The sequence below is a fragment of the Aquamicrobium terrae genome (assembly GCF_052978165.1).
The window spans coordinates 64,953-87,983 of record NZ_JBRKLZ010000001.1; the positions used below are offsets into that span (position 1 = coordinate 64,953).

Sequence of the window (23,031 nt, forward strand, 5' to 3'; positions counted from 1 at the left end):
GCTAACCGAGGCGGATCATGGCAATCGCATTCACCTTTCCGGGGCAGGGAAGTCAAACCGTGGGCATGGGCAAGGAATTGGCCGATGCCTATCCGGAGGCGCGCCGGGTGTTCGAGGAAGTCGACGAGGCGCTCGGCGAGAAGCTTTCCACCCTAATCTTCGAGGGGCCGGAAGAGACGCTGACCCTCACCGCCAACGCCCAGCCGGCGCTGATGGCGGTGTCGCTGGCTGCCATGCGCGCACTGGAAGCGCGGGGCTTCTCCCTGAAGGACAAGGTCGCCTATGTCGCCGGCCATTCGCTCGGCGAATACTCGGCGCTTGCTGCGGCCGGTTTCGTCTCGATTGCCGATGCGGCGCGGCTGTTGCGCATTCGCGGCAACGCCATGCAGGCGGCGGTTCCGCCGGGCGAGGGCGCCATGGCTGCCATCATCGGTCTCGAACAGGCGGACGTGGACGCCGCCTGCGCCGAAGCCGCGCAAGGTGAGGTCTGCCAGATCGCCAACGACAATGGCGGCGGTCAGCTCGTCATCTCGGGCAGCAAGGCTGCGGTCGAGCGGGCGGCGGCGCTGTGCACCGAAAAGGGCGCCAAGCGGGCGCTGATGCTGCAGGTTTCCGCACCCTTCCACAGCGCCTTGATGGCGCCGGCGGCGGACGCCATGCGCGAGGCGCTGGCCGGCGTGCAGCGCAATGCTCCGGTGGTGCCCGTGGTTTCGAACGTGTCCGTGGAGCCGGCGACCGATCCCGAGCTGATCACCAGCCGGCTGGTGGAGCAGGTGACGGGCCGCGTGCGCTGGCGCGAGACGGTCGAGTGGTTCGGCGCCAACGGCGTCACCACGCTTTATGAAATTGGCGCTGGAAAGGTGCTCTCCGGGCTTGCGCGCCGTATAAATCGCGATATCGCTGTCAGTTCCGTCGGAACGCCGGCCGATGTGGATGCGGCACTCGCCGCTCTCGGCTGATTTCGGACAAGCCGCCTTGTGGGGCGTTGAAGGAGGCAGAAATGTTTGATCTGACTGGCCGCAAGGCGCTGGTGACGGGCGCGACCGGCGGAATAGGCGAGGCCATCGCCCGCGTGCTTCATGCGAATGGCGCCATCGTCGGCCTGCACGGCACGCGCGTTGAAAAGCTCGAGACGCTGGCCGGCGAACTTGGCGAGCGGGTGAAGCTGTTTCCGGCCAACCTGTCGGATGCCGCCGAGGTCAAGGCACTCGGCCAGAAGGCGGAAGCCGAGCTCGAAGGCGTGGACATCCTCGTCAACAATGCCGGCATCACCCGCGACGGCCTGTTCGTGCGCATGAGCGACGCCGACTGGGACGACGTCATCAACGTCAACCTGTCGGCCGTGTTCCGGCTGACGCGGGAACTGACGCATCCGATGATGCGCCGCCGCCACGGCCGCATCATCAACATCAGCTCCGTCGTGGGCGTGACCGGCAATCCGGGCCAGGCGAACTACTGCGCCTCCAAGGCCGGCATCATCGGCTTCTCCAAGTCGCTGGCGCAGGAGATCGCCACCCGCAACATCACCGTCAACTGCGTGGCGCCGGGCTTCATCGAATCGGCCATGACCGACAAGCTCAACGACAAGCAGAAGGAAACCATCATGGCGGCCATTCCGGCCAGGCGCATGGGCACCGGCGACGAAGTCGCCGCCGCGGTCGCCTATCTCGCCTCGAACGAAGCCGCCTATGTGACCGGCCAGACCATTCATGTGAATGGCGGCATGGCGATGATCTAGGTCGATGATCTAGGTATAGTCGGCTTTTCGCCTTGGACGCGCGGGAATTTTCGTGTAATGCGGCCCGCAATTCCAAGGCTCTCGCCGGAAGCGGCCTGCTTTGTAGCGTTTGTTGCAGGACCATCTTTTCAACTTGATTAGCGGCATTGCGACCGCTAACGAAGACAGACCTAACCTGAAGACGAGGATGCCCAAATGAGTGACACCGCAGAGCGCGTCAAGAAGATCGTTATCGAGCATCTCGGCGTCGACGCCGACAAGGTGACCGAGCAGGCCAGCTTTATCGACGATCTGGGCGCAGACAGCCTCGACACGGTCGAGCTCGTCATGGCATTCGAGGAAGAATTCGGCGTCGAGATCCCCGATGATGCCGCCGAGACCATCCTGACCGTCGGTGACGCCGTCAAGTTCATCGACAAGGCTTCCGCCTGATCTCTTCCGGCGGACATGATTTCTGACATGCGGCGCGTTGTCGTTACGGGTCTCGGCCTGCTTTCGCCTTTCGGTATGGGTTACGAGCACGGATGGAAGGAGCTTCTGTCCGGCCGCAGCGCAGCACGCCGTGTGACCGAGTTCGAGGTGGACGATCTTGCCTGCAAGATCGCCCACGTCATTCCCCGTGGCGACGGGACGAACGGCACCTTCAACCCGGAGGCCGTGCTCGAAGCCAAGGAACTGCGCAAGATCGGCGAGTTCATCCTGTACGGGATTGCTGCCGCCGACGAAGCGATCAGGGATTCCGGGTGGGAGCCGAAGACGGAGGAGGAGCGTTGCGCCTCCGGCGTCCTCATCGGTTCGGGTATCGGCGGCATCGAGGGCATTGCCGAAAACGCCCTCACGCTCAAGGAGCGTGGCCCGCGCCGCATCAGCCCCTTCTTCATTCCCGGCCAGATCATCAATCTGGTCTCGGGCCAGGTTTCCATCCGCCACGGCCTCAAGGGTCCCAATCACGCAGTCGTGACGGCGTGCTCGACCGGCGCGCACGCCATCGGCGATGCGGCGCGGCTGATCATGTGGGGCGATGCGGACGTGATGCTGGCTGGCGGCGCCGAGGCCCCGGTGACACGGCTTTCACTGGCCGGCTTTGCTGCCTGCCGCGCGCTTTCCACCGAGCGCAACGACACGCCCGAAAAGGCATCGCGGCCCTATGACCGCGACCGCGACGGCTTCGTCATGGGCGAGGGTGCCGGCGTCGTGGTTCTGGAGGAACTGGAACACGCCAAGGCCCGCGGCGCGCACATCTACGCCGAAGTGACCGGCTATGGCCTCACCGGCGATGCCTACCATATCACTGCCCCTTCCGAGGATGGCGACGGTGCTTTCCGCTGCATGACCGCGGCGTTGAAGCGCGCCAATCTCAAGCCGTCCGACATCGACTACATCAATGCCCATGGCACTTCGACCATGGCCGACACGATCGAGCTCGGCGCCGTCGAGCGCCTGGTCGGTGATGCGGCGTCGAAGATTTCGATGTCGTCGACCAAGTCGTCGATCGGCCACCTGCTTGGCGCCGCCGGCGCGGCGGAAGCGATCTTCTCCATCCTCGCCATCCGCGACAACATCGCGCCGGCGACGATCAATCTGGACAATCCCGAACGCGAGACCGCGATCGATCTCGTGCCGAACAAGCCGCGCCAGCGCCAGATCGACGTGGCGCTGTCCAATTCCTTCGGCTTCGGCGGCACCAACGCTTCGCTGATCTTCCAGCGCTTTAATGGCTGACAAGCCGTCGCGTACGGCGTCCGGTCGTGCCGGGCGCCGCGAATTTTGCCATATTCGCTCCTACTCTGCCGGAGGGGAATCGATACGACATCAGATCGGGGTGCCATGAACACCAATCCTGGGGGCAACGAGTTCGGCCAGCGCCCGGTACCGCCGGGCGGTCCCATTGTGCCGAAGACGGCAAACGAAGCACTGCGCCCGGAAAAGGGAACGCCGCCGCCGGCCAAGCGGTCGCGTCGTTCCCGCAGCCAGATCATCGTCTTCATGAATTTCATGCTCTCGCTGATCCTGCTGGTGATGGTGGGCGCGGGCCTTGCCGTCTATTTCGGCAAGAAGGCGTTCGTGGAGCCTGGCCCGTCGGCAACGGGCGAAACCTTCCTGGTCAAGCCCAGCACCGGCGTGGCGCAGATCGCGGAGCAGCTCGAGCGCCGCGGCCTGATCAGTGATTCGCGAATCTTCCGTCTTGGCGTGCGCGCCTATGACAACGACCAGGCGCTGAAGGCCGGCGAGTACGAAATCAAGCCGCATGCGTCCATGCGCGACATCATGGAATTGCTGAAGAGCGGCAAGTCGGTGACCTATGCGCTCACCATTCCCGAGGGCCTGACCGTGCATCAGGCGTTCGACCGTATTGCCGCGCACGAGGCGTTGAGCGGCGACATGCCGAAGGACCTGCCGCCCGAGGGCAGCATCGCCACCGATACGCTGCGCTTTACCCGTGGCGCCACCCGCCAGCAGATGGTCGACAAGCTGTTGGCCGACCAGAAGGCGATGGTCACCGAGATCTGGGCTCGCCGCGTTTCCGACCTGCCGCTGGCCGATGAGAACGAGTTCGTCACGCTTGCCTCCATCGTGGAGAAGGAGACTTCGCGCGGTGATGAGCGCTCGCGCATCGCCGCGGTGTTCCTGAACCGGCTGCGCAAGGGCATGCGCCTGCAATCGGACCCCACGATCATCTACGGCCTGTTCGGCGGCAAGGGAAAGCCGAGCGACCGGCCGATCTACCAGTCCGACATCGAGAAGCCGACACCTTACAACACGTACACGATCAACGGTCTGCCCCCGACGCCGATCGCCAATCCCGGTCGCGCTTCGCTTGAGGCTGTCGCCAACCCCTCCCGAACCGAGGAACTCTACTTCGTGGCGGATGGCACCGGCGGCCACGCTTTTGCGACGACGTTGAAAGAGCACAACGACAACGTCGCCCGCTATCGCGCCTGGCAGCGCAAGCAGGCGGAAGAGGCGGCCAAGGCTGCTCCCGGGCAAACCGGCACCGATGCAAGCGGTGACGCGGCCGCACCCAGCTCCACACAGTAGAACGGAAGGCCGTGCCGGTTTCCGGGCAGAACGGGTGTGCCGGGGATTTCCGATGGCGGGCCGGGGGAGGATCATATGACCCTGCAAAGCATGACGGGATTTGCCCGGGTGGCGGCCGAACACGAAGGGGCGGCCATCGCCTGGGAACTGAAATCGGTCAACGGCAAGAGCGCCGAGGTGCGGCTGCGCCTGCCGCCCGGTTTCGACAGGCTGGAACTGCCGGTACGCCAGTCGATCCAGAAGCGCTTCGCGCGCGGCAGCTTTCAGGCGACGCTGACCGTGACCCGGCCGGCCGGGACGCTGGCGCAGCCGGTGGTCAACGAAGCCTTCCTCAGGGACGTTGCCGGGCTGGCGCAGCGTCTGCAGGAGCAGTTCGGCGTGGCCCCGCCCAGTGCCGACGGCCTGCTTGCTCTTCGCGGCGTTCTGGAAATCCCGGAGGTGGTGGAAACACCGGAAATGCGCGCCGCACTCGATTCCTCCATCCAGCAGGCGCTCGAAGCAGCGCTTGCACAACTGGAGCAGGCGCGGCTCGATGAGGGAGGAGCGCTGGGCAGCCTTCTTCTCGGCCATCTGGACAGGATCGAGGAACTGACTTTGCGGGCCGAAGCCGACCCGTCCCGCGAGGTGACGGCCATTCGGGAGCGGCTGGCGGAGCAGGTGAAGCTTTTGCTCGACGCCGGCGGGGAACTGGATGAAACACGGCTCCATCAGGAAGCCGCCTTCCTTGCCACCAAGGCCGATATCCGCGAGGAGATCGACCGGCTGAAGACCCATGTGGCCTCGGGGCGTGCCTTGCTGGCCACGGGTGGAGCGGTCGGCCGCAAGCTCGACTTTCTTGCGCAGGAATTCAATCGCGAATCGAATACCTTATGCTCTAAATCGAACGCCGCCTCGATCACCGCCATCGGGCTTGACCTGAAGGCCGTCGTCGATCAGTTCCGCGAGCAGGTTCAGAATCTGGAGTAGCAGATGCCGCCAAGAGATGTCGGTTCCCAAATCCGTCGCCGGGGTTTGATGCTGGTCCTGTCCTCGCCCTCCGGCGCGGGCAAGTCGACGATTGCGCGCAATCTGCTGGAAAGCGACAACCAGTTCGAACTCTCCGTCAGCGTCACCACGCGCCCGCGCCGGGGCAGTGAAATCGACGGCCGCCACTATCATTTCCGCAGCCGCCGCGAGTTCGAGATCCTGCGCGACAACGATGAACTGCTGGAATGGGCCGAAGTGCACGGCAATTTCTACGCCACGCCGCGTGGTCCCGCCGAAAAGGCCATGGCCGAAGGGCGCGACATGCTGTTCGACATCGACTGGCAGGGTGCCCAGCAATTGCGCGAGAAGATGCGGGGCGACATCGTTTCGATCTTCATCCTGCCGCCGTCCATGACCGAGCTGAAGGCGCGACTGATGCGCCGTGCCGAAGATCAGGAAGCGGTGATCGAGACCCGCCTGAACAACGCCCGTGACGAGATCGAGCACTGGACGGAATATGATTTCGTCGTCGTCAATGACGACCTCGACCGTGCCTTCACCGAGGTGGTATCGATCGTCACGGCCGAACGCCTGCGCCGCGACCGCCGTCCGGGCCTGTTCGATTTCGTTTCCGGGCTGATGGACGAAGCCGTCGCCTGAGGCCGCTCTCAGGTTGCGTTGGCGAGGCGGACGAACTCTTCGACGCTGAGCGTCTCGGCCCTGCGCGTCGGGTCGATGCCGACGCTTTCCAGAAGTCTCTCGCCGCCCAGTCCTTTCAAGCTCTGGCGCAGCATCTTGCGGCGCTGGCCGAAGGCCGCTTCGGTCAGCTTTCCGAGCTTTCCGACATCGGCAGGCAGGGGCTCTTCACGCGGCACCACATGCACCACGGACGAGGTGACTTTGGGCGGCGGCGTGAAGGCCTGCGGCGGCACGTCGAAGGCTATGCGCGCCTGCGTGCGCCAGCCGGCCAGAACGCCCAGCCGGCCATAGGCCTCGCTGCCCGGCTCCGCCACGATGCGCTGCGCGACCTCGCGCTGGAACATCAGCGTCATCGACTGGTAGAAGGGCGGCCATTGCCTGACCGTGAGCCAGCGCACCAGCAATTCGGTGCCGACATTGTAAGGCAGGTTGGCGGCGATCCTGACCGGCTCGCCGGTGCTGGCGAGCTGCGCGAAATCGGTCTTCAGCGCATCGCCCGGCACCACTTGCAGGCGGCCGGGGTAGTGCCGGGAAATCTCGTCGAGCGCGGCCAGGCAACGCTCGTCCTTCTCGATGGCGATGACACGCTTGGCGCCATGGGCGAGCAGGGCGCGCGTCAGCCCTCCCGGCCCGGGGCCGACCTCGATGACGGTTGCATGCGTCAGATCGCCGGCGGCGCGGGCGATCTTGCCGGTCAAGTTGAGGTCGAGCAGGAAATTCTGCCCGAGCGCCTTCTTCGCCCGCAATTCATGGCGGTCGATGACGTCGCGCAGCGGGGGCAGACCGTCGAAGCTCAAGCGGTTTCCGCCGTTCTGCCGGTGAGCGCCAGTCGGCCCGCAAGCTTGAGCGCCGCGATGAGGCTGTCTGGGCGCGCAATCCCCTTGCCCGCTATGTCGAAGGCGGTGCCATGGTCCGGTGATGTACGGATGAAGGGCAAGCCGAGCGTCACATTCACCGCGTCGTCGAAGGCGAGCGCCTTGGCGGGGATAAGGGCCTGGTCATGATACATGCACAGCGCGACATCGTAGCGGGCCCGAGCGCTGGCATGGAACATGGTGTCGGCCGGCAGCGGGCCGAAGGCGTTGATCCCTTCTGCCCGCAAGGTCGAGATGGCGGGCGCGACGATATCGCGGTCCTCAGTACCCATTGCGCCATCCTCGCCGGCATGCGGATTCAACCCTGAAATGGCGAGCCTCGGATCGGCCAATCCGAAACGGTCGCGCAGGTCCGCAGCGGTGATGCGGGCCGTCTCGACGACAAGTTCGGTGTTTAGCGCCTTCGGCACCTCGGCGAGCGCGATATGGATGGTGACAGGCACCGTCCGCAATTCCGGGCCGGCCAGCATCATGACCGGCATGACGGCTCTGCCCGCGCGCCCGGAAGCGAGATGGGCGAGATACTCGGTATGTCCGGGAAAGCTGAAGCCGGCATCGTAAAGCGGCTTCTTGGCGATGGGACAGGTCACCACTGCAGCGGCGGCGCCCGAAAAACAATCCGCCACCGCACGGTCGATGGCCTCGACAATACCGGCGGCGTTGGCCTTGTCGGGCCGGCCGGGCGTGTCGATGAAGCGATTCTCAAGCGGAACAATGGGCAAGACATCGGAAAAGCTCGCCACGGCCTGTGCCGGGTTCACCTCTGCAAGGGGAATATCCTCGCCGAGCAACCGGGCGCGCGCGGTGACGAGTGCCGGATCAGCAAGCATATAAAAGGGCGGAAGGCTGGCTTCATGCCGCCGCTGCCAGGCGGCCATGGCGATTTCCGGGCCTATGCCGGACGGATCGCCGATGCTGAGGGCAAGCGGAGCGCCTTGGCTATGCATCTCAGCGCCGAACGATGTTGGCTTTCTTCTTCAGCTCTTCCATGTATTTCTTGCCGAGTTCGTCGGCATCGGCATTGGCGTTCTCTTCCTGAAGGACAAGCTGCGCCACCCGGTCGTCGGAGACCTCGCGGGCGCTGCACACGCCGATGAACTCCACGCCGCGATCCGTTTCGCGCACGCCGGTGGCGCCGCCGGCCTTGGTCTTCTTGATCTGGTCGGCCCATTCCGGGGGCAGTTGAGGCGCCAGGATACGGCCGAGGTCGCGCACGGTCACGTCAAGCAGGCCCTTGGCGAACTGATGCGTGTTGGCGCAACCGTTGAAGCGCGCGCGCAACGCCTCCGCCTCGCGCTTGCGCTTGCCCAGCGTCGATTTGCGTTCGGCCGGGGGAATGACGAAGATCACCTGCTGGAGCATGTATTCTGTGGCGGAAGGCTTGCTGCCGCCCTTCTTCAGCATGTTGCGCACCGCTTCCTGCTGGCTGGAGAGGCCGGTGCTCGACTGTTCGGCCCGGTAGCGCGCCCCGATCGCCTGGTTCCACGCCATTTGCGAGCGGATGAAATCCTTGAAATGCTGCTTGGTGACGCCGGCCTGCGCCAGGATGGAATCGAGCTGGGCGACCTGCATCTTGTTGCTGGAGGCAAAGCGCGCATAGGCGTCGTTGACCTGCTTGTCGCTGATGCGGATGCCCAGGCGCTGGGCCTCGGCAAGGCGCAGGGTCTGCTCGATCATTTCGTTGCCCGCGTCGCCCTTGCGCCGCTGGAGGCGGAAGAAGGCGTTGCGGTGCTGGATGTCGGTCGTGGTGATCGGCACGTTGTTGACGACATACTTGATCTCGGCGGCCGCGGCCGGGGTCGGGACAGCCACCGCCGAAACGGCCGTTGCCGCGACGAACAGCGCAAGGCTCGCTGACAGGAAGTATTTCCTCATTCCAGGCATCCAGCTTTCAGTTCACGTCGGGTGATAACTTGGAAAAGACGTTTCTGCCCGCGTTATGCGGCAAAACCGTGTCGAGCGCCATATCCGTTACTGGATGAAGTTGCTTGTCGCGGAACCGAAGTCGCCAAGCGTACGGAAGGAAATGTTGAAGCCGATGCTTTGCGACACTTCCTTGTCGTCACGGTCTCGCGTCTGCGAATAGGTCATCAGGTAGGTGAAGCACTCGTCGGCATAGCCGAAGCCGATGCCGTTCCTGACCATGACGTTCTCCTCAAGGTCATAGGTGCCGGACCCGAAGACACGCCAGTTTTCCGCGAACTGGGCCGAGCCGCCGAAGGACACTTCATGACGATCCTCGGTGAAGCCATAATCCGGCTGTGCCTGGATGAAGGCATAGCGTGCCGACAAGGAAATCGGGCTGCCGGAGTAGCCGAGCTTCACTTCCGAGCGGCGAACCTCGAAGGTCTGCTCGTCGAAGCGGCCGCTGAGCGAGGCGGAAATGCCGTTCGGGCTGCTCAGGCCAACCAGGCCGACATAGTCGGAGCGGTCGGTTTCAAGGCCGGAATTGGCGCCGACATTGACGAGGTCGGGAGCCGCGAAGGAGTTTTCGCCATTCAGGTGGTAGGATTGGCCGAACATGGCGTTCGTTGTCCAGCCGTTGTCGTAGCTGCTGACATAGCGGAAGCCGACATTGGCGCGGGTGCCGCCCTCGATGCGGTCGTAGCCGGAGAACTTGTCGCGCTCGAACAGGGTCGAGGCGTCGAAGACGAAGCTTTGCGCGTCCTCGTTGGGAACCGCGAGCCCGCCGACATAGGATTCGTTGGGGCGCAGAAAAAGCTGCGCCATCGGCTCCAGCACATGCGACGAGCCCGTGGCCGAGAACAGGATCGGCCAGCGCCATTCGAGGCCCAGCGTCGCCATCCCCCGAAAGAAGGACGAGCGCATGTCGGCGGTGGTGCCGCTGTTTCGCGCCATGTTGTCAATCGCCGCCAGCGATTCGGACGACGCATTCAGATAGCTTCCATCAGCCTGGAACGCGAGCAGCGGGGTGAACACCATGCCGCCATCGGTGACGAAAGAACGCTTCCATTCCGCCTCGGCTGTCAGGCGGCCGCTATTGCCATCAATGCCGCGAACACGCTGATAGATCGGATCGTTGGTTATGGGTTCGCGGATGATAGCGTTAGTGTTGGAATCCCGCAGGTATGAACCGTCAAACCGGCTGCGGTGGAGCGCGCGTGCATTGACGTTGAATGAAAGCTGACCGCCAGCCAACGGCGTGTCGGGAATATAGGCATAGTCGAACGACGGCAGCACCCAGGGCTGCTTCTCGCTACGGCCATTATCATTGCTTTCCAGAATATCTTCCTGAATCTGGAACTTCATGCCCCGCAGGTCGAAGTAGTTCCGGTCGTTCAGGCCGGTCAGATAGACCTCGGAGCGATGGACATATTCCTCGAAGCCGTCGATGCCGTAGGTTCGGGAAAAGTTCTTGTCCGTCTGCAGCAGGATGTTCCAGCCGAAATCCCAGCGCGAATTGATCGCGAACTGGCCTTCCGTTCCCATCATGCCGCGGAATCTGTTCGGCTTGTCATCAGGGCCGCTGTTTTCGGTGTTCGCATCGAAGGCACCGGGATCCTGCTGGCGGATGCCGGCGATCTTCAGGTTGTACTGGCCGTTGTTGAAGCGCTGGCGCCACTCGGCCTCGCCGAGGAAACCTTGCTTGGAATAGTAGTTGCCCTTCACCGTCAGGTCGTAGGTGGGCGACAGGGCCAAATAATAGGGAATGCCGACGCCGACGCCGAGGTCGGATTTGTAGGAGATCGACGGGAACAGGAAGCCGCTCTTGCGCTTCACCGTCGGGTCGGCGATCTCGAACACCGGCAGATAGGCGATCGGCATGCCGAAGAACTCGAAATTGGAGTTCTGGAAGCGGATCGTCTTCTTCTGGCTGTTCCAGATGATCTTCTGCGATTTCACCCGCCAGATGGCTGGCTTGTCGGGCTTGTCCTCGCACGGTTCGCAGGCGGTGTAGACGCCGTTGTGGAATGTGGTCAGCACGCCACCCATGCGCTCGGCGCTTTCGGCGGCGAAATAGGTCTTATCCACAGTTTCGACGCGCAGCGCGTTGACGAAACCGTCCGCGAAGTCGTCGGTGATGTCGATGTGCTCGGAATTGATCTTGGTTCCGTCGCTGTTGATGATCTCGACATCGCCGCTGGCGACGAGGCGCTGCGTCTTGCGGTCGTATTCGACACGCTGCGCGACAAGCCGGTTGCCGGCATAGTCGATCTGCACGCCGCCGACGGCGGTCACGGTCTGCGAATCGTTATCGTAGACGAGGGTCTCGGATTCCAGCAGCATCTGGGCATTGGAGGGAACGTCCGAAGCCAGATCCTCCACGGATTGCGCGAAGGCAGGAGCAGTCGCCAAGCCGCTTGCCAGCAGGCACGCAAGCCCGCTGACGCCGCACAGGAGCGACAATCGGCTGAACCGACCGCGTTGCAAAACCGCCCCCCTCACTAGCCATCTTCCTTATACAAAAGGAATGTTACTCCGAAAAACATGGCAACGACAACCGGGAACCATGCCGCCACAACCGTGGGCACGAACCCCGCCACACCGAACGCCTTGACGAGAACCGAGACGACATAAAGCAGAAAGCCTGCGACAACACCACCCAGAATCATCGTCGCGGATTGCCCCATGCGGGCGAAGCGCATCGACACCGTCGCGGCGATCAGCGTCATGGCCACCAGCAGGAAGGGCAGGGCGATCAGCGAATCGAATTGCATCGCGAAGGCATTTGCCCCGAGGCCGAAGGAGCGGGCAACCTCGATTTTCTTCGGCAACTCAAAAAATGGGATCGTTTCGGGCTGCGCCAGCCGTTCCTGGACGAATTCCGGCTTCAGGTCGGTGGGAACCCGGTCGATATCCTTCTTCTCGCCGGGACCGTTGGATGGCCGAACGGTGACGTTTTGCAGCTCCCAATAGCCGTCGCGCAGGAACACCCGCTTTGCATCCCTGCGTTCGAATATGTCGCCGTCGCTGTCGAGCATGAAGAACGTGGCGTCGGCCATCTCTAGCCCCTGGCTGAGGATGGCGCGGGCGCCGATGATGGTGTCGCCGGAGGCGGTCTTCTGGCGCAGCCACGGCACCGAACTGCTGTCGACCGTATTCGAATTGCCGGAGCGCAGAAGATTTTCCACCTGCTGCGAATGCACCAGCCCGCTGGCGGCCAGAGGGTTCAGCACGACGACGGCGAGCACGCCGAAAAGAAACGCGCCAAGGCAGACCGGCAGCAGGAATTGCCAGGCGGAGATGCCGGCTGCCCGCGCCACCACCAGCTCATATTTGCGGTTCAGCGAAACCAGCGTCGCCATCGCCGCAAACAGGCCGACGAAAGGCACCGTCTGCAGCACCAGCATCGGCACCCGCAGGGCCGATATGGTGGCGCCGATCCAGTAGGTGAAGCCGGGGATGCGGGCGGTGCGGCTGGTCAGTTCCGTGAAATCGATCAGGAAGACCAGCGCGAAAATGCCCAGGAAGAACCATGTTGCGATGGTCGCGTAGCGGAAGAAGAAGTAGCGGCCCAGCGTCCAGCCCATCAGACGGACCCCCGGCCGATCCGGCTGTTGGAAATGCGCAGCCTGAGATCCGTGAGGAAGCGCGACACGCGGCCGGAAAACGCGTTGATCGCATCCACCCAGCCGATCGGAAGCTCCATTGCACGCTGCGTCCTGATGCACCACACCGATACCAGCGCCATGCCGATCGGCACGGCATAGAGCACATAGTTGAACAGCGGCTGGGTCTTTGTCTGGCCCTCGGCGAAATAGCCCATCCAGCGGACGAACAGGGCAATGCAGATCGTCGTCACCAGGGGGTGGATACGTGCTTCGCGATGCGACTTGGCATCACCCGCCACGGCAAGCGCGATGAGCGCGAAGGCGATGGGATAAAGCCATTCCGAGAAGCGCTTGTTGAGCTCGTTTTTGTAGAGATGCGGCGACTTCTTGTAGACCTCGTCGTTGCGGTTCGGGTTGAGCAGATAGGCGGTCGTCTGGTCCTTGGGCATGCGCACCGCGCTGCCCGTGTCCGCGTCGAAGGCCGAAAGGTCGAAGGCGTATGAGGTGAAGTGGACGATGGAGATGTCGCCGCCGACCGCCTTGCGCTGGACGACGCCGTCATTCATCAGCAAGGCCTTGGTGTCGCTCCGGTCCACCACCGCGCCGGTCTTGGCGTAATAGATGAGATCGATGCCCTCCTCACGGCTGTCGGCCACGAAAATGCCGGCCAGGCGATTGCCGGGCAGCCGCTCGCCGACCTGGACGAACAGGCCGTCCTCGATCTTGCGGAAGGTGCCTTCCTGGATGACCAGCGACAGGAAATCGGCGCGCGCCTCGGCGATGAGGTCGCGGTTGCGTTGGCGCGCATAGGGCTCGACGCCGTTCTGGATCACGAAGCAGAATATGCTGGCCGCCACCGCCAGGAGCAGCACCGGTTTCGCCACGGTCATGCGTGATGCGCCGGCGGCGTTGATGACCACGAGTTCGGAATCGGCATTCATTCCCGACAGCGTCTGGGCGACGGCACCGGCCACCGCGAAGGGAACGACGATGGGAATGACCGTCGGGATGATCAGGGCCGCGACCTCGAAGAAGGTGAAGGCGGACTGGCCGCCGTCGGTGACGAGATCGATGCGCGCCAGAACCTGCGTTGTCCACACGATAGCCAGCGTCCATGCCAGCGCTCCAAGAAAGAGCGTCAGCATGCGGCGCAGTATATAGCGTTCGATGACCTTCATGCGGATGGCGTCTCGAGCGGTTTATCTGGCATCGTGCCTCACAAAGAGGGATGTCGGCCCTGGTGCCGCCCGCACACTCACGCGACCCGAAACCATGGCCCGGATCGCGCTTCCCATGGGCGCAATGTCGTTCCGAATGGATAAAAAAGCGCGAAGGCTCATGGTTAACAACAGGTTTCGAAAAAGGATGGTTTAAAAATGCGACCGACGATGCGCAACCGAATCGCGCGATCTGCTATCCATGGCATTCACCATAGCTTGCCAAGACACGCAAAACGACCAACTCTCGCGATCTTCCACGATACCGAAAGCACAGTTTGATGACATCGACCCCTGCCATAAGCTTCGCCAAGTTCTCCGTGCCCACGAAGGGCAGCGCCTGCCTCCTGTTTGCCGAGCAGGCCGGCTTCGGGGAGGCGGTCGCCGGCATCGATCCGGCCGGCGTACTTGAGCGCATTCTGGGGATCGCGGACTTTTCCGGCAAATTCGGGGCCAAGCTCGATCTTCTGGCACCGCAGGGCACGCAGCTCGACAAGCTGACCGTCATCGGAGCCGGCAAGACCGACGATCTGGACGAGCATGCATGGCTGCGTCTCGGCGGCACGATCGCGGCTGCTACGGCGAAGGCGAAGGATGCGACCATCGTGCTCGACTTGCCCGCAAATGCAGCGGCCGAGGCCGCCGATGCGGCGAATGTCGCGGCAGGGATATTGCTGCGCTCCTACGCCTTCGACAAATACAAGACCCGCAAGTCCGAGAAGGACGACGAGAGCGCAGGGGCGCGCCGCAAGGCGGCCCGCATCACGATTATGTGTGCGGACCCGGCCGGCGCCCGCAAGGCATTTGCCGGCCTGAAAGCCATGGTCGACGGCGTCAACCTGGCTCGCGATCTGGTCAATGAGCCGGCCAATGTCCTTGGCCCGGTCGAGTTCGCCTCCCGTATCAAGGATATGGAAGCGCTCGGCGTGCAGGTCGATATCCTGACCGAAAAGGAGATGAAGAAGGCCGGCATGGGCGCGCTGCTGGGCGTGGCGCAAGGCTCGCCGCGGGGCGCGCGCCTGGCGGTCATGCGCTGGGAAGGCGGCCGCAAGGGCGCAAAGCCGCTGGCCGTGGTCGGCAAGGGCGTGACCTTCGATACCGGCGGCAATTCCATGAAGTCGCCGTCCGGCATGGAGGACATGAAGGGCGACATGGGCGGCGCGGCGGCGGTCACCGGGCTCATGCACGCGCTTGCCTCGCGCAAGGCCAAGGCCAATGTGGTCGGCATCGTCGGTCTGGTGGAGAACGCCGTCGATGGTTATGCGCAGCGCCCCGGCGACATCGTCACCTCCATGTCCGGGCAGACCATCGAGGTGATGAACACCGACGCGGAAGGCCGGCTCGTTCTGGCGGATGCGCTGTGGTACTGCTGCGATCGCTTCCAGCCCACGGCCGTGATCGATCTTGCCACGCTCACCGGCGCCATCATGGTGGCGCTGGGCCAGCATCACGCCGGCCTGTTCGCTAACAATGACGATCTGGCGAACCGGCTGACGCAGGCTGGTCTCGCCACGCAGGAGCGGCTCTGGCGCATGCCGCTCGGCCCGGAATACGACAAGCTCATCGATTCCAAGAACGCCGACATGAAAAACACCGGCGGCCGCTATGGCGGCGCGATCTCCGCCGCGCAATTCCTGCAGCGCTTCATAAAGGACAATGTGCCCTGGGCGCATCTCGACATCGCGGGCACGGCCATGGGCGCGCCGTCCACGGACGTCAACCACTCGTGGGGCTCGGGTTTCGGCGTCAGGCTGCTCGACCGGCTGGTGCACGATCATTATGAGAAATAACGAAGACCGCTGATCCGCGCCGGACCGACTGCGATGCCATGACCGAGATATTGTTCTACCACCTGACCGAATCGACGCTGGAGGATGCGCTGCCCGGCCTGCTGGAGCGCAGCCTGCAGCGCGGCTGGCGGGTGGTCGTGCAAACCGGCTCGGAAGATCGCCGCGATGCGCTCGACCAGCATCTGTGGACATTTCGCGACGATTCGTTCCTCGCCCATGGCACCGATCGCGAGGCATTTCCTGGCGAGCAGCCGGTCCTGCTGACGACCGGAACGGACAATGCGAACGGCGCCCAGATCCGCTTTCTCGTCGATGGGGCCGAACCGCCCGATCTCGCGGCCTATGAACGGGCCGTGTTCCTGTTCGATGGCCATGACGCGGTGCAGCTCGAGGCCGCGCGCAACCACTGGAAGGCGATGAAGGCCGCCGGACACGAGGTGACCTACTGGCAGCAGACGCCGGATCGCCGCTGGGAGCGCAAGGCATGACGTGGTGCGGGCGGGACTGGTGATGCGTTTCCTGTTCTTGCTGGTCCTGCTGGCGGGGGCCGCGCTTGGTCTTTATCCCTGGGCCATTGCGAATTTCTCCGGCTCGGAAATCGGCACATGGAGCGTCTACGAGGCGGGCCGCTTCGTGCCGGCGGAAATTTCGTTGCGGCCTTTCGATGCGCCCGTTCGGGTGCTGGTCGATCTGACCGTCTGGCGCCCGCATGCCGTCCAGAGCGGCAGGGCGCAGCTTGGTATCACTGCCGCGCATGACGGCCGCAGGGTGCTGGAGGAGACGCTGGATTTCCGTGCCGGCCCAACGCCGCGTCAGAAGAGCCCGCAGATCACCGAGCGTGTGTTCCGTGACGATGCCGGATTGATCGAAGCCGTGGATGCGGGGACATACCGCTTCGACTTGAGCAGGGGCAACGTGGTGGATGCCGACATCAAGGCCGTGGAACTGGTGTTGCGGCGCGAGTCAGGCGCGGTCGATTCGCGCATGCAGCCGGTCGGCCTGTCCTTGATGGGGGTCGGGGTCGTCGGACTGGTGCTGGCGTTCCGGCGCCGCAGGAACCGGCCGGACAACCCGAATTCCCAACCGCCGCGCTGGGGCAGGGGGAACGGGCCGTGAATTATCGTCACGCCTATCATGCCGGCAACTTCGCCGATGTCGTGAAGCACGCGGTGCTCGCGCGCATCGTCGAATATCTCAAGCGCAAGGAAAAGCCTTTCCGCGTCATCGATACCCATGCGGGCATCGGCTTCTACGATCTGGCATCGGAGGAAGCCGGCAAGACCGGGGAGTGGCGCGATGGCATCGGCAAGGTCACCGGGACGAAGCTCGGTCCCGAGGCGCAGGCGTTGCTGGCACCTTATCTCGATGCCGTTCGTGCGGTGAATGACGCAGAGGATCTTGCGCATTATCCCGGCTCCCCGCTGATCGTTCGTCATCTCCTGCGCCGGCAGGACAGGCTGACGGCCATCGAACTGCATCCCAGGGATGCGGCGTCGCTCAAAGCCCGATTCGAAGGCGATATTCAGACCCGGGTGATCGAGCTGGATGGCTGGCTGGCGCTTGGGGGCCATCTTCCGCCGAAGGAAAAGCGCGGGCTTGTGCTGGTCGACCCGCCCTTCGAGGAAGGCGGCGAGTTCCAGCGGCTGGTGGACGGGCTGGTGCGCGCGCATCGCCGCTGGCCGGGCGGCATCTATGCGCTGTGGTATCCGATCAAGGACCGCCGGGCCGTTGCGGCCTTTCACGCCGCATTGTCGGAAGCGGGGATTCCGCGCGTGCTCGATATCGCCTTCGATATACGGCCGGCAGCCTCCGTTCCCCGGCTGGACGGCAGCGGCATGGTGGTGGTCAATCCGCCGTTCACGCTGGAGGCGGAACTGAAGGTCCTGTTGCCGGAGCTTCATCGCCTGCTGGCGCTGGAACCCGGCTCGAAATGGTCCCTGCGCTGGCTTGCGGGAGAGAAGGCAGACGCTTGACCGCGCCTCGCGAAATCCTCACAGTGCCGCCAAATCACCTTGAGAGGTTGAAATGATCCGCGCCGCCAAGTCCGCCCTTCTTGCCATTGCCGGCATCTGTTCTCCGCTGCTCATGCAGCCCGTTGCGCATGCGGCGGATCTTGCTCCCTATGTTGAGGAGAGCGTGCCCAGCGTTTGCAGCACGCCTTCGGTGCTGAACCGGATCACCAGCAAGTTCTCGCATCAGGTGCGCAACGTGCCGAACCTGCCGCAGGTCGCCATTTCCGATTTCCATCGCATCCACCTGCGCCGGAGCGAGCCCGCAAGCGAGCGCTGGCCGATCGCGCGCCACTATTGCGGAGCGAAGGTGACGCTCTCGGACGGCTATGACCGCGACATCTGGTATCTGATCGAGGAGGGGCAGGGATTTGCCTCGGTCGGAAACAATGTCGAATTCTGCGTGTCGGGCTTTGACCGCTGGCTGGTCTACAACGCGCATTGCCGGGTTCTGCGCTAACACGCTGACCAGATTGGAATGACCTCCAGCCCCGAAGGTGGACGCCCCGGGGCAGGCTTTCGTTCGCATGCAACCAGGATTGGAAGAGAATATGCCGAAGCTGCTTTATGCCCCAGCCTCACCCTATAGCGCCAAGGTGCGCATGGCGGCGGCCTATGCGGGCATTGCCATCGAGGGAGCGCTTACCCAGACCGCGGACCAGCCGGCCGAGCTGATCGGCGCCAATCCGCTGGGCAAGATCCCGACGCTGCTGCTCGATGACGGGCGCGTGATCTTCGACAGTCGTGCCATTACCCAATATCTGAACCGCGAATCGAAGAACGCGCTGTTCCCGCGCAATCCGGACAGGCGCACCGAAGCGGAGGTGATGGAAGCTCTGGCGGACGGCATCTGTGATTGTGCGCTGGCGATCGTCTATGAGCGCCGCATGCGTCCGGAGGAAAAGGTGCATCAAGAGTGGATCGATGGCCAGTGGCGCAAGATCGCGCGGGCGCTCGACCATCTCAACGCCAATCCGCCGAAGCTGCCGAAGAAGATCACGGCAGGCCAGATCGCGGTTCGCGCCATGCTGGGATACCTGTCGCTGCGATTCGCCGGACAATGGGAGCGGGGTCGCGGTCGCCTGACCCGCTGGGCGGCACGTTTCGACGAGAAGTTCCCTGAGCTGAAGTCCTCTCTTCCGTCCTGATTTGCATCAAGGCATGAACCGATTTCGCAGCCGGGAACAAGGCCAACAAAAAAAAGCCGGGGCGATTGCCCCGGCTTTTTCATGCGATCCGGTGTCTGGATCAGAACTTCATACCAACACCGAAGTTGATGCGGTGGTCGCGCGAGTCGAAGTCGGCCGTACCGGCAGCGCCAAGGTTGAAGCTTTCCTTGCCGTAGTCGGTGTAGCGATACTCGACGCGGCCGAACACGTTGTCGGTGAACTTGATGTCCGTACCGGCACCGGCGGTCCAGCCGAGCATGGTGTTGCGGTCGCGGTCGCCGGTCGTCTGATCGGTAACCTTCAGGCTCTGGGCCGCGCCACCGGCGGTACCATAAAGCAGGATGTCGGGGCTGATCGCGTAACCGAGACGGGCACGCAGCGAGCCTTCGACGCCAGCCTTGGCTTCGACGCCGGCATTGCTGCCCTTGACGCCGCTATAGCCGATGTCGCCTTCCGCACCGAGGACGAAGTTGTTGTCCATCTGGTAGTTGTAGCCGACAAAGGCGCCGCCGAGGAAACCGTCGGTGCTGATCGAATTGCCCGGCTCCCTCACGCGGCCGCTGAAGCCGTAGCCGAGGTTCACACCGGCATAGGGACCAGTCCACGAAGCCACCGGAAGTTCGGCGATCGGCGCGGGTGCCGGCGGCTCTTCCATCACCACATCGGCGGCGAATGCCGGAGCGGATGCGGCGAAGGCAATGATACCGAGCGCTGCCGCTGCGGGCCTTGCGAATTTGAGTTTGGTTGTCATGGTCGTTACTCCTTCAGCCACAGACACTGGCTTCTCTGACGTGAGAACGGGAATGTTTTGGGAGGAAAACGATCCCGCCGCTCATCGGTTCCGAAATCTCGTCGGCAAATGCGGCGGAAGCGAACCTGAATTTAGGTGATTCTCCGGCACGAATAAGGCCGAAACAGGGCGTTGCAATCATGCAACAGGATTTGTCAGGAGACTGCCGGTCTATCGGGCGAAACGCGCTTGGTACAAGGCGTTGGCGGACCTATATTGCCCGTGTCACGGTTCCATGAACCCGTGAATCGGATAGAACCTTGGGCGTTTCTGCCACAATCCTGCCGTAGGCACAAACGGAGTCTGAACGCCGACCGGCGATCGCGGGCAGGTGCGCCGCCTTTGTTCGGGCCGCATGGACGAGAATGGGAATCGATAGATGGGCGAGGCGGCCGCAACAGCGCTGGTAACCGGGGGGGCGAAACGAATCGGTCGCGCCATTGTGGAGGACCTGTGCGCCCATGGCTTTGCCGTCGCCATCCACGGCCACAATTCCTCGCCCGAAGCTTTCGAACTGGCGGCGCAGATCAATGCCCAGGGCGGTACAGCGGAAGTCTTCGATGGCGATCTGACCGACATGGGCGAATCCGGATTCCTGATGGAGCGCGTGGCGAAGGCGCTTGGGCCGGTGAGGCTGCTGGTCAACAACGCCTCGCTGTTCGAGGATGATTCGGTCCTCGACTTCGACTGGCAGGGCTGGGATGCGCATTTCTCGATCCACCTGAAGGCGCCCGTGCTCCTGGCGCGCGATATGGCGGAAGGATTGCCCGCAGGAGCCGACGGGCTGGTGGTCAACATTATCGACCAGCGGGTGTGGCGGCTTTCGCCGCGCTACTTCTCCTATACGCTTTCCAAATCTGCCCTGTGGACCGCCACGCGCACCATGGCGCAGGCCCTTGCGCCGCGCATCCGCGTCAATGCCATCGGCCCGGGCCCGACGCTGCGCAATGCCCGTCAGGACGAGGCTGATTTCCGCAAGCAGGTGGATGCCCTGCTGCTGCAAAGGGGGCCGGAACTCTCCGAATTCGGCGCCACGATCCGCTATCTGTGGCAGGCGCGTTCCGTCACCGGCCAGATGATCGCGCTTGACGGCGGCCAGCACCTGGCGTGGCAGACGCCCGACATCGCGGGTGTCGTGGAATGAACGCGGTGAGGCGAAACGGAAGGCCGGGCGGCAGCCTCGAAGACATGCCAGACACGGAACTGGAAGAGGTGGCGGAGGAGTCGGCGGCCCCTGTGCCGGAGGTTTCGTTCACCGGCATCGATCTCGATCGTGACGGCGAGGAAGGTGAAAGCAAAACCGGGGCGCAGGTGATCCAGGCGCTGGTCAAACGCCTGCCAAATGCGCCCGGCGTCTACCGCATGATGAATGCGGCCGGCGATGTGCTCTATGTCGGCAAGGCCCGCAGCCTGAAGAAGCGCGTGACACAGTATGCGCAAGGCCGTTTCCACACCAACCGCATCGGCCGCATGGTGCGCGAAACGGCGCGCATGGAATTCGTCGTCACCCGCACGGAGACAGAAGCTCTGCTTCTTGAAGCAAACCTTATCAAGAGGTTGCGCCCACGCTTTAACGTGTTGATGCGGGACGACAAGTCGTTTCCCTACATTCTGCTGACGGCGGATCATCCCTCTCCGGGGATCTACAAGCACCGTGGCGCGCGCTCGCGAAAGGGCGATTATTACGGCCCCTTTGCCTCGGCACAGGCGGTCGGCCGCACCATCAACTCGTTGCAGCGGGCGTTTTTGCTCAGAAGCTGTACCGATTCCTTCTACGAGAATCGCACGCGCCCCTGCCTGCTTTTCCAGATCAAGCGCTGTGCCGCCCCCTGTACCGGCGAGATTTCGCACGAGGACTATGCGGCGCTGGTTGCCGAGGCGAAGGATTTCCTCTCCGGCCGCAGCCAGAAGGTTAAGGAGGAGATATCGCAGGCGATGCAGCGCGCCTCCGACAATCTCGATTTCGAGCATGCCGCCATCTATCGGGACAGGCTTGCCGCGCTTTCCCACGTCCAGAGCCATCAGGGCATCAATCCGCAGTCGGTGGAGGAGGCGGACGTCTTCGCCATCCATCAGGAGGGCGGGCAGAACTGCATCCAGGTGTTCTTCTTCCGCACCGGTCAGAACTGGGGCAACCGCGCCTACTTCCCCAAGGCCGACCCGGCGCTGGAGGCGGGTGAGGTGCTGGGCTCGTTCCTTGCCCAGTTCTATGACGACAAGCCGACGCCGCGCGCCGTCCTGCTTTCCCACGATATCGAGGAGAGAGAACTTCTGGCCGAGGCGCTCAGCGCGCGGGCGGGGCGCAAGATCGCCGTTTCCGTGCCGGCGCGCGGCGAAAAGAAGGACCTGACCGACCACGCCCTGCAGAATGCGCGCGAGGCGCTGGGGCGGCGTCTTGCCGAAACCTCGACGCAGGCGCGGCTGTTGGAGGGTTTTGCGGCCACTTTCGGGCTCGACAAGGCGCCGGCGCGCATCGAGGTCTACGACAATTCCCACATCATGGGCACCAATGCGGTGGGCGCCATGATCGTGGCCGGGCCGGAAGGCTTCGTGAAGAACCAGTACCGCAAGTTCAACATCCGCTCGACCACCATCACGCCGGGCGACGATTTCGGCATGATGCGCGAGGTGATGGAGCGGCGGTTCTCACGCCTGCTCAAGGAGCATGGCGAGGAGGACGCCGCCGAGGTCGAGGATACGCACGGCTTTCCAGCCTGGCCGGATGTCATCCTGATCGACGGCGGGCAGGGGCAGATGACGGCGGTGCGCCAGATCCTCGCCGATCTCGGGATCGAGGATCGTGTCGTTGCCATCGGCGTCGCCAAGGGGCAGGATCGCGAGGCAGGCCGCGAGCGCTTCTTTGCACAGGGCAGGAACCCGTTCACTCTGCCGGTGCGCGACCCGGTGCTCTATTTCGTGCAGCGATTGCGCGACGAGGCCCATCGCTTCGCCATCGGTTCGCACCGGGCGCGGCGCAAGAAGGAGATGGTGCGCAACCCTCTGGACGAGATTGGCGGCATCGGGCCTACGCGCAAGCGGGCATTGCTTCACCATTTCGGCACAGCCAAGGCGGTGAGCCGCGCCGCCATGGACGACCTGATGGAAGTAGAGGGCATTTCCGAGCGGGTCGCGCGGCTGGTTTATGACCACTTCCACGATAATGGCTGAGCCACAGTGCCGGAATCGTCATTGTTTTGCCGCGTTGACGGCTTTCGACAGTTGCCCC

Annotated in this window: 22 protein-coding genes; 15 read left to right on the forward strand and 7 right to left on the reverse strand. The window is 63.6% G+C overall.

The features are described from left to right. Positions 1 to 17 precede the first annotated feature (17 nt). From fabD to gmk, 7 genes are all read left to right on the forward strand, one after another. Positions 18 to 959 (forward strand): ACP S-malonyltransferase, encoded by a 942-nt coding sequence (gene fabD, locus ACVCNR_RS00395; RefSeq protein ID WP_354195880.1) that lies wholly within the window; start codon positions 18 to 20, stop codon positions 957 to 959. Positions 960 to 1,000: 41 nt separating this feature from the next. Beyond that, positions 1,001 to 1,738, forward strand: coding sequence for a 3-oxoacyl-[acyl-carrier-protein] reductase (fabG, locus tag ACVCNR_RS00400; protein ID WP_447073339.1), 738 nt, complete (start codon positions 1,001 to 1,003; stop codon positions 1,736 to 1,738). A gap of 195 nt (positions 1,739 to 1,933) precedes the next feature. Continuing rightward, positions 1,934 to 2,170, forward strand: a complete 237-nt coding sequence (locus tag ACVCNR_RS00405) for an acyl carrier protein (protein ID WP_035033204.1) — start codon at positions 1,934 to 1,936, stop codon at positions 2,168 to 2,170. A gap of 27 nt (positions 2,171 to 2,197) precedes the next feature. After that, on the forward strand, positions 2,198 to 3,460 hold the full coding sequence (fabF, locus tag ACVCNR_RS00410; RefSeq protein ID WP_354195875.1) for a beta-ketoacyl-ACP synthase II: 1,263 nt from the start codon (positions 2,198 to 2,200) through the stop codon (positions 3,458 to 3,460). Between the two features lie 105 nt (positions 3,461 to 3,565). After that, the gene (gene mltG, locus ACVCNR_RS00415) at positions 3,566 to 4,777 is read left to right on the forward strand and encodes an endolytic transglycosylase MltG (RefSeq protein ID WP_354195873.1); all 1,212 of its coding nucleotides are present in this window, start codon (positions 3,566 to 3,568) and stop codon (positions 4,775 to 4,777) included. A 75-nt stretch (positions 4,778 to 4,852) separates the two neighbouring features. Next, positions 4,853 to 5,743, forward strand: a complete 891-nt coding sequence (locus tag ACVCNR_RS00420) for a YicC/YloC family endoribonuclease (RefSeq protein ID WP_354195871.1) — start codon at positions 4,853 to 4,855, stop codon at positions 5,741 to 5,743. A gap of 3 nt (positions 5,744 to 5,746) precedes the next feature. Then, positions 5,747 to 6,403 carry a guanylate kinase gene (gene gmk / locus ACVCNR_RS00425; protein ID WP_447073341.1) on the forward strand — a complete coding sequence of 219 codons (657 nt, stop codon included), beginning with the start codon at positions 5,747 to 5,749 and terminating at the stop codon, positions 6,401 to 6,403. A gap of 8 nt (positions 6,404 to 6,411) precedes the next feature. Here the strand turns inward: gmk and rsmA are convergent, their stop codons facing one another. The 6 genes from rsmA to lptF form a co-directional block, all read right to left on the reverse strand. Further along, on the reverse strand, positions 6,412 to 7,239 hold the full coding sequence (rsmA, locus tag ACVCNR_RS00430) for a 16S rRNA (adenine(1518)-N(6)/adenine(1519)-N(6))-dimethyltransferase RsmA (RefSeq protein ID WP_354195867.1): 828 nt from the start codon (positions 7,237 to 7,239) through the stop codon (positions 6,412 to 6,414). Continuing rightward, entirely contained in the window at positions 7,236 to 8,264 is a 1,029-nt protein-coding gene (pdxA, locus tag ACVCNR_RS00435) for a 4-hydroxythreonine-4-phosphate dehydrogenase PdxA (protein ID WP_447073343.1), read from the reverse strand. The genes rsmA and pdxA overlap by 4 nt, the downstream gene beginning before the upstream one ends. A 1-nt stretch (position 8,265) precedes the next feature. Continuing rightward, entirely contained in the window at positions 8,266 to 9,201 is a 936-nt protein-coding gene (locus ACVCNR_RS00440; protein WP_447073345.1) for a peptidylprolyl isomerase, read from the reverse strand. Between the two features lie 87 nt (positions 9,202 to 9,288). Then, on the reverse strand, positions 9,289 to 11,565 hold the full coding sequence (locus ACVCNR_RS00445; RefSeq protein ID WP_447075613.1) for an LPS-assembly protein LptD: 2,277 nt from the start codon (positions 11,563 to 11,565) through the stop codon (positions 9,289 to 9,291). A 158-nt stretch (positions 11,566 to 11,723) separates the two neighbouring features. Beyond that, a complete protein-coding gene (gene lptG, locus ACVCNR_RS00450; protein ID WP_447075614.1) occupies positions 11,724 to 12,812 on the reverse strand; it encodes an LPS export ABC transporter permease LptG in 1,089 nt (362 codons plus the stop codon). After that, positions 12,809 to 14,008 carry an LPS export ABC transporter permease LptF gene (gene lptF / locus ACVCNR_RS00455; protein ID WP_447073346.1) on the reverse strand — a complete coding sequence of 400 codons (1,200 nt, stop codon included), beginning with the start codon at positions 14,006 to 14,008 and terminating at the stop codon, positions 12,809 to 12,811. Before lptF ends, lptG begins: the two co-directional genes overlap by 4 nt. A gap of 320 nt (positions 14,009 to 14,328) precedes the next feature. Here lptF and ACVCNR_RS00460 point away from each other — a divergent pair, with 320 nt between their 5' ends. From ACVCNR_RS00460 to ACVCNR_RS00485, 6 genes are all read left to right on the forward strand, one after another. Next, positions 14,329 to 15,837 (forward strand): leucyl aminopeptidase, encoded by a 1,509-nt coding sequence (locus ACVCNR_RS00460; RefSeq protein WP_447073347.1) that lies wholly within the window; start codon positions 14,329 to 14,331, stop codon positions 15,835 to 15,837. A gap of 38 nt (positions 15,838 to 15,875) precedes the next feature. Then, positions 15,876 to 16,325 (forward strand): DNA polymerase III subunit chi, encoded by a 450-nt coding sequence (locus ACVCNR_RS00465; protein ID WP_354195856.1) that lies wholly within the window; start codon positions 15,876 to 15,878, stop codon positions 16,323 to 16,325. A gap of 22 nt (positions 16,326 to 16,347) precedes the next feature. Beyond that, positions 16,348 to 16,953, forward strand: coding sequence for a hypothetical protein (locus tag ACVCNR_RS00470; protein ID WP_447073348.1), 606 nt, complete (start codon positions 16,348 to 16,350; stop codon positions 16,951 to 16,953). Further along, positions 16,950 to 17,810, forward strand: coding sequence for a 23S rRNA (adenine(2030)-N(6))-methyltransferase RlmJ (locus tag ACVCNR_RS00475; RefSeq protein ID WP_447073350.1), 861 nt, complete (start codon positions 16,950 to 16,952; stop codon positions 17,808 to 17,810). Before ACVCNR_RS00470 ends, ACVCNR_RS00475 begins: the two co-directional genes overlap by 4 nt. Before the next feature lie 52 nt (positions 17,811 to 17,862). Then, positions 17,863 to 18,306, forward strand: coding sequence for a hypothetical protein (locus tag ACVCNR_RS00480; RefSeq protein WP_447073352.1), 444 nt, complete (start codon positions 17,863 to 17,865; stop codon positions 18,304 to 18,306). Positions 18,307 to 18,397: 91 nt separating this feature from the next. Beyond that, positions 18,398 to 18,994, forward strand: a complete 597-nt coding sequence (locus ACVCNR_RS00485; RefSeq protein WP_447073354.1) for a glutathione S-transferase — start codon at positions 18,398 to 18,400, stop codon at positions 18,992 to 18,994. Between the two features lie 100 nt (positions 18,995 to 19,094). Here the strand turns inward: ACVCNR_RS00485 and ACVCNR_RS00490 are convergent, their stop codons facing one another. Next, complete coding sequence (locus tag ACVCNR_RS00490) at positions 19,095 to 19,766, reverse strand: outer membrane protein (RefSeq protein WP_354195846.1); 672 nt, start codon at positions 19,764 to 19,766, stop codon at positions 19,095 to 19,097. A 418-nt stretch (positions 19,767 to 20,184) separates the two neighbouring features. Here ACVCNR_RS00490 and ACVCNR_RS00495 point away from each other — a divergent pair, with 418 nt between their 5' ends. Together ACVCNR_RS00495 and uvrC are read left to right on the forward strand one after the other, a co-directional pair. Then, positions 20,185 to 20,949 (forward strand): SDR family oxidoreductase, encoded by a 765-nt coding sequence (locus ACVCNR_RS00495; RefSeq protein ID WP_447073356.1) that lies wholly within the window; start codon positions 20,185 to 20,187, stop codon positions 20,947 to 20,949. After that, positions 20,946 to 22,973 carry an excinuclease ABC subunit UvrC gene (gene uvrC, locus ACVCNR_RS00500; RefSeq protein WP_447073358.1) on the forward strand — a complete coding sequence of 676 codons (2,028 nt, stop codon included), beginning with the start codon at positions 20,946 to 20,948 and terminating at the stop codon, positions 22,971 to 22,973. Before ACVCNR_RS00495 ends, uvrC begins: the two co-directional genes overlap by 4 nt. Positions 22,974 to 23,031 lie beyond the last annotated feature (58 nt).